The organism is Achromobacter colocynthidis, assembly GCF_057334535.1.
In genome coordinates, this window is the sequence record NZ_JBHFIZ010000039.1 from 149,021 (window position 1) to 163,400 (window position 14,380).

Below are 14,380 nucleotides of genomic sequence, written 5' to 3' on the forward strand. Positions count from 1 at the left end.
TGCATGTGACACCCAATATGCTGTTTGCCAGGCCGGCTTGGCCAGAGGGACATGATGCTGCGAACGGAATTTCCCATCGTGGGTCTCGGCGCGTCCGGCGGCGGAATCCAGGCATTGGAAGCGTTTTTCCGTGGCGTGCCCCTGAATCCCGGCATGGCCTTCGTGGTGGTTTCCCATTTAAGTTCTGGCCACGAACAACACCTGCTTGACGCCATCGCGCGCCACACCTCGCTGGCGGTGATGATCGGCGTTGATAATCAGCAGCTTGAACCAAATTGTGTATATCTGCTGCCGCGCGACGCCCTTATGTCTATTGGCCAGCGGCGCTTGCGCGTGATTAAGCGTCCGGCGAATCTGTCGGTTCGCCGCCCTGTTGATTTATTCTTTTCCGCCTTGGCGCAGGATTGCCTGGATTATGCGGCGGGCGTGGTGTTGTCCGGCGGGAATTCAGACGGCACGCTTGGCATCAAGGCCATCAAAGAGTATGGCGGGTTAACCATGGCGCAGGCCACGGACGAAGACGGCCCGGTCAATCCTGAAATGCCGGCCAGCGCCATCGCCAGTGGGTGGGTCGATTTTGCGCTGCCCGCGAGCGAAATGGCGCGCAAGCTGGCCGAGCTTGGCGTGGGCGTATCGCTGCGGGGCGAGGCGAGTCCCGACACGCAAGAAGGGGGTGAACCGGACGGCTTGGGCGCTTCGGGCATGAAAATCCGGGAGTTGCTGCGCGCCAGCATCGGCCACGATTCCAGTGGCTACAGCGATCAGGATTTCATGCGCCGTGTGCGGCGCCGCATGCAGGTCAAACAGCTTGGCGCCGTTGATGCCTACATCGACCATCTGAGCCAAGAACCCCAAGAGGCCATTGCGCTGTTCCGAGATCTATCGGTCGGCATCACGAACTTCTTCAAGGACGCCGAGGCGTTCGACGTGCTGAACCGGCTGGTCATTCCGGAACTGCTGCAAAGCCGGGGGGCGACGGATACCGTGCGCGTATGGGTGCCCGGCTGCGCCACGGGCGAAGAGGCCTATTCGCTGGCCATGCTATTGCGCGAACACATGGACACCATGGCGGCGCCGCCTCGTGTGCGTTTGTTCGCCACCGATGTGGACGACTGGGCGCTGCTTGCCGCGCGCGCGGCAAGATACCCTGGCCAGTCGCTGGAAGGAATGTCGCGAGAACGGCGTGACCGTCACTTTCTTGCGGACGGCGACGGCTATGTCGTGAACAAACACCTGCGCGACATGTGCGTCTTCGCGCCCCATAGCGTGCTGCGTGACCCGCCCTTCGCCCGAATCGATCTGATCTCGTGCCGCAACCTGCTTATCTGTTCTGATCGCCAGGCCCAACAGCAGATCATCCCGACGTTCCATTATTCGTTGCAGCCCAATGGCTTTCTGTTGCTTGGCGCGGCAGAAGACGCGGGCGAGGTCGGCAGCTTGTTCAAGGCCATTGAACGCAAGCACCGGATCTTTCAACGGCGCAACGGGCAACCGGTTGCGCCGCGCCTGGCGTTCTCGTCGTGGCCCTTGCAGGCGGCCAGCCTGCCCAGTTCCATGCACCGCCCCGGCGATGCGGTCGGCGCGACGCTGCACGCGGCGATCGAACGCCAGGTGCTGACTCGGCATGCCCCCGCGCATGTCGTGATCAATGCTAACGGCGACGTGCTGTATTACTCGAACGGCACGGGCAAGTTCTTGCAGGCCGAGATGGGCGTACCCAGCCATCAGGTGCTGGCCTTGGCTCGCAAGGGCCTGCGGCCGGATCTGCGTGCCTTGCTGCACGAGGCGGCCGAGACCTGCAAGCGCGCGCGACGGGAGGGCGTGGCCTTTGAAGACGACGAAGGACGCTTGCAGCGGGTCTCGCTAGAGGTCGAGCCCTTATGCTGGCAGCGAGACACGGAAACGCGATATCTGGTCCTGTTTTTTCAGCGCGGCGTGGATAGCGCGGGCGGCGCCCCTTCCCCAGCAAATGCACCGCAAGACGGCGCAGCCCGCCATGTGGAAATCGAACTGCTGCAAGCGCGTGAACGCTTGCAGTCCATGGCTGAGGAATACGAGGCCGCGCTGGAGGAATTGAGCGCGTCCAACGAAGAGCTGCTGTCCGTCAACGAAGAACTGCAATCCGCCAACGAAGAGCTGGAAGCCTCCAAGGAAGAACTGGTTTCGCTTAACGAAGAGCTGCACACCGTCAACGACGAACTTCACGGCAAGGTCGACGAGCTGGACCGCTGCAACAACGATCTGAACGTGCTGTTCGATAAGGCGGCCATCGCAACCTTGTTCCTCGACCGCAACTTGATCATCCGCAGCTTCACGCCGGCAATAAGCGATGTGTTCAACATCCTGCCCAGCGACTGCGGCCGGCCCATTACCGATTTGGCCAGCCGCTTCGACCTGCCCGCGTTTGCGAACGATATCGAGCACGTCTATACCGACTTTCGGCCCGTTGAACGCCGCATCGCCAGCCCCCTGGACGGAAAGCACTACCTGCTGCGGATGGTGCCGCACAGTGGCGCCGATAATCACGTGGACGGTGTCGTCGTCACGTTCATCGACATCACCGACATCATCAAGGTCGAGCGGCGCCACCGCGTGCTGATCGCGGATCTGCAACGCCACACGCGCAGCTTGTTCGCGATTGCGCAAACCGTGGCGCAGTCCCCGCTGGATGATGGCGACGCCTTCAAGCGTTTCAACAATCGCCTATCGGCACTTGAGCGGGTGCGAGGCATGCTCGACGTCGAATGGCGCATCGAACGCCGCGACGCCACTGATTACCTGCTGCTTGAAATCCCTTTGGACGGCTCAAGCGCTAGTCAGGATGGCTCGGAATCGGTGCTTTCCTGACGGCCGGCGCGCAGCTTTTTCCATAGTGTCGTTCGAGAAATTCCTAGCCGCTTGGCCGCCAACCCCATATGACCGCCGGATTCGGAAATGGCTTGCTGGATGGCGCGCTGTTCGGCGTCCAGGCGCGTGGCGGCCAGGTCCGGTTGTTCCGTAAGCCGCCTTTCAGGGAACAGGTCGCTGGCATGTAGCGTGGCGCCCTCCATCATGACGAGGGCGCGCGCGATCCGGTTCTTCATCTCCCGGATATTGCCGGGCCAGGCATGGTCATGCATCGCCTGCATGGCGTTCGCCGAAAACGTGACACCCGCCGTGTGTTGTTCTTCCAACAAGGCGCTGGCCAGCACGTCGATCGCCGCCGGCCGGTTTCTGAGCGGCAAGGTCGCAACCCTTGCCACGGCAAGCCGATAGAAGAGGTCGGCGCGAAACGTTCCCTGCGCCATCGCCGCTTCCAGGTTCGCGCAGGTGCTGGCAAGGATCCGGCAGTTCGTCTGGCGGCTGGAAGACTCGCCCAAGGGTCGATACTCTCCATTTTCCAGCACACGCAACAGGGCGGCTTGCGCTCTGGGTGTCAGCTCGGCCACTTCATCCAGATACAGGGTGCCACCCGCCGCTTGGGCAAACAGGCCCTCCCGCGCCGCGCCGGCGCCGCTGAAGGCGCCCTTGGCATGGCCAAACAACAGGCTCTCGACCAGGTCGGTGGCCAGCGTGGCGCAATTGACCGCGACGAAGGGGCCGGACGCAAACGCCGAGCGCGCGTGGACGTATCGTGCCGCACGGTCTTTGCCCGTTCCAGTTTCTCCTTCAAAGAGCACTGGCAACGCGCTGACCGCAAACCGTTCCAGCTCTTGCGCGACAGCGTGCGTGGCGGCGTCAAGCAAGAACGGATTGTCCTGGACGGCAGCGTTGCTGCCTGCGGGCTGAGCGGCGATGACGGAGCGGATGCGTGCAACCAGCGCGTCGGTGTCATAGGGCTTGGTCAGGTAGTCGTTCGCGCCCGCTGATACCAGGCGCACCGCCTGGGCAATTTCCCCATAGGCGGTGGCAAAGACCACGGTGGTGCGCGCCAGATGCGGAATCAGGCGGCGATACAGGTCTTCGCCCGACCCGTCTGGAAGCCGGATATCGGCAAGCAGGAACGCGGGCCGCATGCGCGTTCGGCGAAACAGCTCGACGGCCTGCGCGCAGCTTTGCACCCATTGCGCCGAGATGCCCTCCAGCCGCAAGCGCTGCAAGAGCGCCGCGCCCAGCAAGGCATCATCTTCGATGAGCAGCACCTGGATATCGTTCACGGTGTGGGTTCCTCTGTGGCGAAGGGTAGGCGCACCGAGATGCGCGTGCCGCTTCCAAAGCGCGTCACGCGCAGACGGCCGTTCAGGGTGGTGATCAGGTCCGCAACGATGCGCAAGCCCATGCCGTCGCCGTCGGACGGATGGCCCGCCAGCGCGCGTCGCGCCGCGATCGGCAAACCAGAGCCGCTGTCCGCCACGTGTAGCGTCAATGCGTCGTGCTTGGCGCGCGCAAAGATCCGCACCCATGCACCGGGCGGCGATGCCTGGATCGCGTTCAAGACCAGATTCAGCAAAACCTGGCGGACAGCGCCAGCGGGCAGGGCCAAGGCCTGGTCGTGGAGCATGCCCTCGCTATCGAGTTGCACGCGTACGCCTGCCTTGCCGGCTTGAGCATCCACCATCAGGCGGATGTCGGCGATATCTTCCTGGCGCAACCACGCGTTGCCGGGGCGAAACGTGCGTAGGCTTGCATCGACAACGGCCTGCAACGCCTGCACACCGCGTTCGATGAAATCCAGCGATTCGGCTCTGACCTCGCGGCGTTCACCGAACTGCCGCAAGGTTTGCACGGCGGTGCGTAGGCCGCCCAATGGATTGCGTACCTCGTGCGCGAGCGCCGCCGACATGCGGCCCAGCACCGCTTCGCGTTCGATGCGCGCGTTGCGTTCGGCAAGCGCCTCGCGTTGCAGGGCGCCTTCCGCCATCCAGTTGTAGGCCGAGAGCAGTTCCCGGAGTTCCGGGTCTGTGGTGTCAACGCGCATGGGGCGCAGCCGTTCTTCCGGCCCCGCGCGCAGTGCTTCGGTCAGCGAGATGATCGGGCGTTGTAGGCGCCGAGCCATCCCGAAGCACAGCACGGCGCCAAGCAGGCTGATCGCCAGGCCGACCAGGCCAAGCTCAAGGGCCAGTTCCTGGCGTTGCCGATGGAAGGCGCTGACGTCCAGGTTGGCCACCAAGGTGCCAAGCTGGGGCTGGTTGGTGTCCAACAGACGCCACGTCCACACGCCTTCCGAGCGTGCGCTGATCCGCGTGCCGGACGTGTCCGAAAGCCGCGCGAGCGGAACCGGCTCTACCTCGGGATAGCGCGCAACGTGCGCCAGCAGACGCTGATCGGCGCCCACCACGGCAAGCGTGCGATCAACCACGCCCAGATGGGTGTCCAGCGCCCGATTCAGCACCTCCACCATTTGCTCGGCGTCGTGGGCGCGAACGGCCGGAAGAATCGCAGCGGAAAGCCCGTCCAGATACACCTGGCCCAGGTTGGTGATCTGCCGGTCGAACTGCCGTGATACGCCATGCAGCGCCAGGGAAATGAGCGCGGTGGAGATCACAAGAAATAGCAAAGCGACCGCAAGCGGAATTCGCGCGGTAAGAGACAGGCGGAGCATGGCGGCGCTTCTGGACCTCGAAAACGAAATTATGCCTCGCGTTCTACCTGCTTCGGATTTGCAATATTTGGCAAGTGCGAGACGCTTGGGAAAAATCCGTGCCAAGCGGGATTTCAGCGCGATAGCACGCATCAATGTTCACTTTTGTGAACATCGACATTGAACCGCTGTTCACACTTGTTCACTCGGACTGCCGCCCTCATGCCCACGCCATGGTTATCCCGCATAGTCGCCGGCAAAGCGTGAAAGCAGTTTGCAAGCCCCTCTCCTTAAAGTGCCCGCTCCTCCGGCATGCAACGGTTGCATGCCCGGAGCAAGTCAACAACAAACCGGGGAGCAAGCCGTGGGCAGCACCATATTCTCTAGAAAGCGCGATCTGTGGGGAGGTGCGTTCATAGCACTCTGCGGCGCGCTCACCATACTTGAAGCGACGTCATACAACATTGGAGAACTGGCCCGGATGGGGCCAGGCTACTTCCCCCTGATGGTGGGTTGTTTCCTTGTGGCGCTGGGCATTCTGATTCCGCTTAGCCCGGACCCGGACGAGGTGCAGGAGGAACTCGTCGAAGAGCATCTGCCGCAGCCGTCGCGCCGCGATCGCATCCGTGGCATGGCCTGCATTGCGGCGGGCATCGCGCTCTTCATCATCCTGGGCAGCTTCGTGGGCTTCCTGCCCGCGACCTTTGCGCTGGTGTTTGTGTCGGCGCTGGGCGATACGTCGAATTCCATTAAATCCGCCGCCATTCTCGCCATTGCGATGACGGTGTTCGGCGCGGTTGTGTTCTCGTGGGCGCTGCAATTGCAGTTCCCGATGTTGCGCTGGGGGTAAGCCATGGATCTGTTCGACAACGTATTGCACGGCTTTTCCGTGGCGCTGCAGTGGGAGAACCTGCTGTGGTCGCTGTTCGGCGTCTTCATGGGCAACATGATCGGCGTGCTGCCGGGCATGGGCGTGCTGGCCGCCATTTCCATCCTGCTTCCGCTTACCTACGCCATGACGCCGGTGGCCGCCCTGATGATGCTGGCCGGCATTTACTACGGCGCCCAGTACGGCGGCGGCATCACCTGCATTCTGCTCAACCTGCCGGGCACGCCTTCCCATGCGGTGACCTGCCTGGACGGCAATCCGCTGGCGCGGCAAGGCAAGTCCGGTTCGGCCTTGTTCATGCTGGTGATGTCGTCTTTCGTGGGCGCCAGCGTGGGCATCGTCATCATGATCCTGTTCTCGCCCTTGCTGGTCGAAGTGGCGTTTCAGTTCGGCCCGGCCGAGTACTTTTCCATGATGATGCTGGGCCTGTTCGCCGGGGCAACCTTGGCCAAGGGTTCGGCCATCAAGGGCATCGCGATGGTGTTTCTGGGGCTGCTGCTGGGCGTGGTGGGCACCGACGTCAACACCGGCACCATTCGCTATGCCTTCGGCGTGATCGAGCTCAGCGATGGCGTGCAGTTGGTTGCGCTGGCGATGGGCCTGTTCGGCTTGGCGGATTTCTTTGCCAACGTCAATCGCATCGGCAAGGCCACGACCGTGGGCGCCGGCCCCAAGATGTCGGTACGGCCGGAACCGGGCGACATCAAGAAATCGGCCATGCCGATTGCGCGTGGCAGCGCCATTGGCGCGGTGTTGGGCATCCTGCCGGGAACGGGCGCGACCATCGCTTCGTTCATGTCGTATGCGGTTGAGAAGCGCGTGTCGAAGACGCCCAAGCGCTTTGGCAATGGCGCCATCGAAGGCGTGGCGGGCCCCGAAGCGGCGAACAATTCCGCCGCGCAGACGAGCTTCATTCCCACGATGAGCCTGGGCATTCCCGGCGACTCCGTCATGGCCTTGATGCTGGGCGCGCTGATCATTCACGGCATCCAGCCCGGCCCGCAGATGGTGACCGAGCATGCGGATTTGTTCTGGGGGCTGATCGCCAGCTTCTGGATCGGCAACATCATGCTGGTGGTGATGAACCTGCCCTTGATCGGCATGTGGGCAAGGCTCTTGAAAGTGCCCTACAAGTATCTGTTCCCGTCCGCGCTGTTCTTTGTTTGCGTCGGCGTGTACAGCACCAACAACAACCTGTTCGACGTGGGCATGGTGCTGGCGCTTGGCCTGGTGGGCTACCTGTTCCTGAAGCTGCGCTTTTCTCCCGCTCCGCTGCTGTTGGGTTTCGTGCTGGGCCCCATGGTTGAAGAGAACTTCCGCCGCGCGCTGTTGCTGTCGCGGGGCAGCATGAGCGTGTTCGTTGACCGCCCGATCAGCGCGGGCTTCATCTACGCGATTGCTGCGCTGGTCATCTGGCTGGTGTTTTCGACGGTGCGCAACAGGAAGAAGGTGCGCGCGCTGCAGGAGGCGCAGGCTCAAGCCTGATCGCGCAACACAGGCAGGACTGAACGGGGGGCCATTCGTGAGCCCCCTTTCGATTAACAGGAGGGTGTCGTGAAGCAATGGGCGCGCGGTCCACGCGGCGATGAGCCAAGGGTGCCGCTGATGGTGATACGTGAGCTGGCCTTTGTTGAACTCATCGAATTGCTTGAATTCAGCCACCTGCGCTTGGATGCGCCAACACAAGGGTCGGGATCGACTTGGGGCGGCACGCAGGAATGGCTGCGCCGCATTGAAGGCGAATCCAGCGACCCTGGCGCGGTCTACGTCTGCACCACGCTGGATGCACTCCATGACGCCGTCCTCGCGCCCGAACATGCCGAACTGAAGATCGATATGCCGACGCAAAGTCGCGTCCGCCTGCGCACCCTGTCAACGCGGCAGGGGGTGTCGCAAGCGTGCCTGCGCGTCGACTTGCAGGCCCTGATCCGGCGTGTCCTGGTACCCGCGAGCGCACCCGCGCATCTGTTTGATCTGGTCAAGCACGTTGTCATGACGCGGCTATGGGTGGAAGTGGCGCGCGTTTGAACTGGCGGCCACGGGCGACGTCACGCGAGCCGGCGCATCGATTAAACTTTCCGCCATGCTACGCATCGACAATCTCAGCAAGCGCTATGGCGACCACCTTGTATTCCAGGGGCTGACTCACACGTTCCCGCCTGGATGCATGGCGCTGTGCGAAGAAGACAGCACCGGCAAATCCAGTTTGCTGGGCATCATCGCGGGCGTGATCGCGCCGGATGGCGGTGAGGTATGGATCGACGGGCATTCGCTGGCCAACGCGCCGCAACAAGCCCGCGCCCGCCTGGCTTACGTGCCGGATAACTGCCTGGCGTTCCCCACGCAGACCGGGCGCGAATTCCTGCTGAACGCCGCGGCCGAGAAAAACGTGAGTCTGGACGATAACGTCCTGGATCTGGCTTTCCGCCTGGGGCTGGAGCCGCATCTGGACAAGCGCTTTGAGCAAATGTCCACGGGCACGCGGCGCAAGGTCTACCTGACCGCCGCCGCGCTGGGCGCGCCGGCCGTCGTCATTGCGGATGGTCCCAGCAGTGGCCTGGACGCCCAGGCGCGCGGGGTGTTGGCCGAGGTTTTCACGACCTGGGCGAGAGACCGCGTCGTGCTGTTCGCCAGTCACGACCCCGAGCTGGTGCAGGCCTGCAACGCGCGCACGCTTAACGTGGGCGACCTGCGCTAGCCGCGCCTTGGTTGAACTAGCCGAGCCTTGGTTAAGCTCGCGCGTCAGCGCTTGGACGCCTGCAAGACCTCGATGAATGCCGTGCTGAACGCCGGGATGTCGTCGGGCTTACGGCTGGACACCAGCGCGCCGTCGACCACGACTTCCTGATCCACCCAGTTGGCCCCGGCGTTGCGCAGGTCGTCCTGCAGCGACGGCCAACTGGTCATGGTGCGGTCACGCACCACGCCGGTGGACACCAGCAGCCACGCGCCGTGGCAGATGACCGCCACGGGCTTGCCGGCGTCGAACATGGCGCGCACGAACGCCTGCGCCTTGGGGTGCATACGGATTTCATCGCTGTTGACGACGCCGCCGGGCAATAGCAGCCCGTCGAACACCGAAGGTTCGGCTTCGGCTTGCGCGAATATCAGATCCACCGGAAAGCGGTCGCCGGGTTTGTCGTGATGCATGCCCAGGATCGGATCATTGCGCGCCGACACCAGTACCGTGCGTGCGCCTTCGGCGTGAAGACGATCACGTGGACCGGTCAGTTCTACCTGTTCGAATCCGTCGACCGCCAGAATGGCGATGGTCATATCTTGGAGTGTTGCCATGATTGCTCCCTGTGCTTGGCCCCGTGCAAGCGATGCGCGGCGGGCCGGGGCGTGCTCGCCGAAGCCAAGGTGCAGCAAGTGGCATGCCGAAGGGGGTGAGGCAGATGGGAGGGAGGCGGATGGGGGGGGCGGATGGAGGGGGACAGAGGGGAAGGAGACAGAGGGGAGGTCGGCAGATGGGTTTCGCGCGGCATGCGGTAGCGCTTTTTGCGTCGGTCCGCGCGCGCTACACCCATCCTGCGGGCATAGCCGCAACAACATGGGCGCTGCCGAGGCCGTGGGTCAATGCGCAGCACCGTCATTCGTGCGACGGGGCAACATCTTCATTCGTAGGATGGGTGAAGCGCGGCAAGTTCGTCGCTAGAACGTGATGTCCAACGCGCGCAACCCATCACCACCCCCGCCTCAAGCCACGCCCGCGAAGCGCTTGTCCAGGTACGCAATGATCTCGCTGGATTCATACATCCAGCGCGTGCCGCCGGCCTCTTCAATACGCAGGCAAGGCACCTTGACCTTGCCGCCGCCAGCCAGCAGTTGTTCACGGGCCTGCGGGTCGTTCTTGGCGTCGTGCAACGTCACCGGCACGTTCAAACGATGCATTGCACGCCGCGTCTTCACGCAGAACGGGCAGGCATGGAATTGATACAGCGACAGCGCGGCGGCTTCCGCATTCACCGTAGCCTGGCCTTGTGCTGAACGTTGTTGCGGGCGCGGACGGGTCAGCGCGTCGCCAAGAACGATCAATTGACCCAGGCCGACACGCAAGGCTTTGACAAACATGGATGTTCAACTCAAACAAAGGAAAGAGGCGGTCAGTCTACTCTTTTGCAGGGTTGCGCCCCTGCAAGGTCCTTAGCGCGCTGACGGCATCCACAGCGCCCCAAGGGTCCATGCTCCACATCGACGATGCCCCGATCAGTGATGCCCAGCGGGCTAGCCCCCGATCGACACCAGTTCCGCGCCTTCGGTCACCTGGTCGCCCACGCCATAGAACACTTCTTCGACCTTGCCGTCGGCGGGCGCGGAAATCGTGTGTTCCATCTTCATGGCTTCCATCACCAACAGCGGCTGGCCTTTTTCCACCGTGTCGCCCGCCTTGACCGAGATCGAGATGATCTTGCCCGGCATCGGGGCCGTCAGGCCGCCGCCGTGCTCGCCCTGGGTGTCCTGGGCATGCGCCAAGGGGTCATACAGTTCCAGCACGTGCACGCCGTCGTCGCCGAAGACGTGGGCGCGGTCGGCATGCAGCACGACGGTGCCGGCGTGCTCATGGCCGGCCAGCGTGACGCGCAGGCCGTAGGCCAGGTTGGGGTTGGCGCTGGCATGCGAGCGCCACAGGAACGGTTGCGCACCGGCGCCGGCGTCCAGCGTCCACGCGCCGCCTTGGCGGGCCACGGTAACGCGGCGCGTTTCGCCGTTGTCCACCCATTGCAGGTGACGCTGGTACTGGCCGCCCAGGCGCCAGCCGTCGCGCGCATCCCAGGGGTCGGCGGGGGCTTTGCCCGGGGATTGCGCGCCGGGCTGCGCCAGGCCCTGTCGCACCAGCACGGCGGCCGAGGCCAGCGCCAGCGTGGCGGCGCTGGCCGCTTGCGGTTCGGGCAGCAAGGTGGCGCGCTGGCGTTCGATCAGGCCGGTGTCGAGGTCGGCGGCGGCAAAGGCGGTGTCTTTCATCAAACGCGACAGGAACGCCACATTGGTCTGCACACCCACGGCCTGCGTTTGCGCCAGCGCTTGAAGCATGCGGGCACGCGCCTGATCGCGGTCGGCGCCGTGCACGATCAGCTTGGCGATCATGGGGTCATAGAACGGCGTAATCGTGTCGCCCGTGCGCACGCCGCCATCCACGCGGATGTCGGCATTGGTGAACGCGCTGTGCGGGGGCAGGCCCAGGTACGCCAGGGTGCCGATCGACGGCAGGAAGCCTTTCTCGGGGTTCTCGGCGTAGATGCGGGCTTCGATGGCGTGGCCGTTGATGCGCAGGTCTTCCTGGCGCGCGGGCAGCGGCTGGCCGGCGGCCACGCGCAACTGCCATTCCACCAGGTCGTGGCCCGTGATCATTTCCGTGACCGGGTGTTCGACCTGCAGGCGCGTATTCATTTCCATGAAGTAGAAGCGGCCGTCGGGTTCGGCAATGAACTCCACCGTGCCCGCGCCCACGTAGCCCACGGCGCGCGCGGCCGCCACGGCGGCTTCGCCCATGGCGCGGCGGCGCTCTTCGGTCATGCCGGGGGCCGGAGCTTCTTCGATCACCTTCTGGTGGCGGCGCTGCACCGAGCAATCGCGTTCGAACAGGTAGACGCAATTGCCATGTGTGTCCGCGAATACCTGGATTTCAATGTGGCGAGGCTTTTGCAGATAGCGTTCGATCAGCACGCGGTCATCGCCAAAGCTGGATGCGGCTTCGCGTTGGCACGAGGCCAGCGCGTCCAGGAACGCGCCCGACGATTCCACCACGCGCATGCCCTTGCCGCCGCCGCCCGCGCTGGCCTTGATCAGCACGGGGTAGCCGATGCCGTCGGCCTGGGTCTTCAGGAATTGCGGGTCCTGGTTGTCGCCGTGGTAGCCGGGCACCAGCGGCACGCCGGCTTTATCCATCAGCGACTTGGCGGCCGACTTGCTGCCCATGGCGGCAATGGCGGACGCCGGTGGGCCCACGAAGGCAATGCCGGCTTTCTCAGCGGCTTCGGCAAAGGCTTCGTTTTCCGACAGGAAACCGTAGCCAGGGGGGAGGGCGCCCGCGCCGGTATCCCGCGCGGCTTGCAGGATGGCGTCGGCGCGCAGGTAGCTGGCGCGCGGCTCCGATCCGCCGATGTACACGGCTTGATCGCAGGCGGCCACGTGGCGCGCGTTGGCGTCCGCGTCCGAGTACACAGCAACTGTGCGGATGCCCATGCGGCGGGCGGTGGCGGCGACGCGGCAGGCGATTTCGCCGCGATTGGCAATCAGCAAAGTGTCGAACATGAATGTCATCCTGGCTGTAATTCTTCTTGAACTGCGGGCACGAATAGCGCGATGGCGCTACATGCGGAAGACGCCGAACTTGGTGTCTTCGATGGGGGCGTTCAATGCGGCGGACAAGGCCAGGCCCAGCACGCGGCGCGTGTCGGCGGGCGCGATGATGCCGTCGTCCCAGAGCCGCGCGGTGGCGTAGTACGGGTGGCCTTCGTGCTCGTATTGGTCGCGGATGGGCGCCTTGAAGGCGGCTTCCTCGTCCGCCGACCATTGGCCGCCGCGCGCTTCGATGCCGTCGCGCTTGACGGTGGCCAACACGCTTGCGGCCTGTTCGCCACCCATCACCGAGATGCGGGCGTTGGGCCACATGAACAGCATGCGCGGCGAATACGCGCGGCCGCACATGCCGTAGTTGCCGGCGCCGAACGAGCCGCCGATCAGCACGGTGAACTTGGGCACGGCGGCGGTGGCCACGGCCGTCACCATCTTGGCGCCGTGGCGCGCGATGCCTTCGTTTTCGTACTTGCGGCCCACCATGAAGCCGGTGATGTTCTGCAGGAATACCAGCGGAATCTTGCGCTGCGCGCACAGCTCGATAAAGTGCGCGCCCTTTTGCGCCGATTCGGAAAACAGGATGCCATTGTTGGCGACGATGCCCACGGGCATGCCCTGAATGTGCGCAAAGCCCGTGATCAGCGTGGGGCCGAAGCGGGCCTTGAATTCATCGAACTCCGAGCCGTCCACGATGCGCGCGATGACTTCGCGCACGTCATAAGGCTTGCGGGTGTCGGCGGGAATGATGCCGTTCAGTTCGTTGGGGTCGTAGCGCGGTTCGCGCGGGGCGATGGTGGCCAGTTGCGCGGGCTTCTTGCGATTCAGGCGCGCGACGGCGTTGCGCGCCAGTTGCAGCGCATGCATGTCGTTGGCGGCCAGGTGGTCCACCACGCCCGACAGGCGCGTGTGCACGTCGCCGCCGCCCAGGTCTTCGGCGCTGACTTCTTCACCCGTGGCGGCCTTCACCAGCGGCGGGCCGCCCAGGAAGATCGTGCCCTGGTTCTTTACGATGATGGATTCATCGCTCATGGCCGGCACGTACGCGCCGCCCGCGGTGCACGAACCCATCACCACGGCGATCTGCGAAATGCCTTGCGCGGACATCTGCGCCTGGTTGTAGAAGATGCGGCCGAAGTGTTCGCGGTCGGGGAACACTTCGTCTTGCTGCGGCAGGTTGGCGCCGCCCGAATCCACCAGGTAGACGCAGGGCAGATGGTTTTGCGCGGCGATTTCCTGCGCGCGCAAATGCTTCTTGACCGTCATCGGGTAGTACGTGCCGCCCTTGACGGTAGCGTCGTTGCAGACGATGACGCATTCGGTGCCCGACACGCGGCCGATGCCAGTGATGACGCCCGCGCCGGGCGCGTCGCCGTCGTACATATCGTGTGCCGCCATGGGCGACAGTTCCAGGAACGGGGTGCCCGGGTCGATCAGGTTTTCAACGCGATCGCGAGGCAGCAGCTTGCCGCGCGCCACATGCTTGGCGCGCGCGGCTTCACTGCCGCCCAGCGCGGTCTGCGCCAGCTTCTGATTCAGATCATCCAGCTGCGCCTGCATGGCACGCGCATTGTCGGTGAAATCTTGCGACCGCGGATTGATGCGGGATTCGATGATGGGCATGGGGTACCACCCGTCCTGCGAAATGGGGATTTGAAGGCGTAGGATGGGTGAAGCGCGAGAGACCAGAGGCA

At 64.1% G+C, this 14,380-nt stretch carries 11 protein-coding genes; 5 read left to right on the plus strand and 6 right to left on the minus strand.

The genetic code is table 11. The annotated features are described in order from the left end of the window. The first annotated feature begins 51 nt into the window (after positions 1-51). Entirely contained in the window at positions 52-2,847 is a 2,796-nt protein-coding gene (locus ACE04A_RS27210) for a CheR family methyltransferase (RefSeq protein WP_485820710.1), read from the plus strand. Here the strand turns inward: ACE04A_RS27210 and ACE04A_RS27215 are convergent. Continuing rightward, positions 2,817-4,136 carry a sigma-54-dependent transcriptional regulator gene (locus ACE04A_RS27215; protein ID WP_485820711.1) on the minus strand — a complete coding sequence of 440 codons (1,320 nt, stop codon included), beginning with the start codon at positions 4,134-4,136 and terminating at the stop codon, positions 2,817-2,819. The two genes, ACE04A_RS27210 and ACE04A_RS27215, sit on opposite strands and share 31 nt — an antisense overlap. Further along, positions 4,133-5,521: an ATP-binding protein gene (locus ACE04A_RS27220; protein WP_485820712.1), complete on the minus strand. Its 1,389-nt coding sequence runs from the start codon at positions 5,519-5,521 to the stop codon at positions 4,133-4,135. Before ACE04A_RS27220 ends, ACE04A_RS27215 begins: the two co-directional genes overlap by 4 nt. A 343-nt stretch (positions 5,522-5,864) precedes the next feature. Here ACE04A_RS27220 and ACE04A_RS27225 point away from each other — a divergent pair, with 343 nt between their 5' ends. The 4 genes from ACE04A_RS27225 (at position 5,865) to ACE04A_RS27240 (ending at position 9,087) form a co-directional block, all read left to right on the plus strand. After that, positions 5,865-6,350, plus strand: a complete 486-nt coding sequence (locus ACE04A_RS27225; RefSeq protein ID WP_242001359.1) for a tripartite tricarboxylate transporter TctB family protein — start codon at positions 5,865-5,867, stop codon at positions 6,348-6,350. A gap of 3 nt (positions 6,351-6,353) precedes the next feature. Continuing rightward, positions 6,354-7,874, plus strand: coding sequence for a tripartite tricarboxylate transporter permease (locus ACE04A_RS27230; protein WP_279993565.1), 1,521 nt, complete (start codon positions 6,354-6,356; stop codon positions 7,872-7,874). Positions 7,875-7,994: 120 nt separating this feature from the next. Next, entirely contained in the window at positions 7,995-8,417 is a 423-nt protein-coding gene (locus tag ACE04A_RS27235; protein ID WP_448715726.1) for a hypothetical protein, read from the plus strand. 55 nt (positions 8,418-8,472) lie between these two features. Further along, positions 8,473-9,087 (plus strand): ABC transporter ATP-binding protein, encoded by a 615-nt coding sequence (locus ACE04A_RS27240; protein WP_259251396.1) that lies wholly within the window; start codon positions 8,473-8,475, stop codon positions 9,085-9,087. Positions 9,088-9,131: 44 nt separating this feature from the next. On the opposite strand, the gene ACE04A_RS27245 is transcribed toward ACE04A_RS27240, so the two are convergent. From ACE04A_RS27245 to ACE04A_RS27260, 4 genes are all read right to left on the minus strand, one after another. After that, positions 9,132-9,683, minus strand: a complete 552-nt coding sequence (locus ACE04A_RS27245) for a type 1 glutamine amidotransferase domain-containing protein (protein WP_438860097.1) — start codon at positions 9,681-9,683, stop codon at positions 9,132-9,134. A 405-nt stretch (positions 9,684-10,088) separates the two neighbouring features. Then, on the minus strand, positions 10,089-10,463 hold the full coding sequence (locus ACE04A_RS27250; protein WP_050447462.1) for a glutaredoxin family protein: 375 nt from the start codon (positions 10,461-10,463) through the stop codon (positions 10,089-10,091). 153 nt (positions 10,464-10,616) lie between these two features. Continuing rightward, positions 10,617-12,644 carry an acetyl/propionyl/methylcrotonyl-CoA carboxylase subunit alpha gene (locus ACE04A_RS27255; protein ID WP_485820713.1) on the minus strand — a complete coding sequence of 676 codons (2,028 nt, stop codon included), beginning with the start codon at positions 12,642-12,644 and terminating at the stop codon, positions 10,617-10,619. Between the two features lie 57 nt (positions 12,645-12,701). Beyond that, positions 12,702-14,309 (minus strand): carboxyl transferase domain-containing protein, encoded by a 1,608-nt coding sequence (locus ACE04A_RS27260; protein ID WP_100853598.1) that lies wholly within the window; start codon positions 14,307-14,309, stop codon positions 12,702-12,704. Between the last annotated feature and the right edge of the window lie 71 nt (positions 14,310-14,380).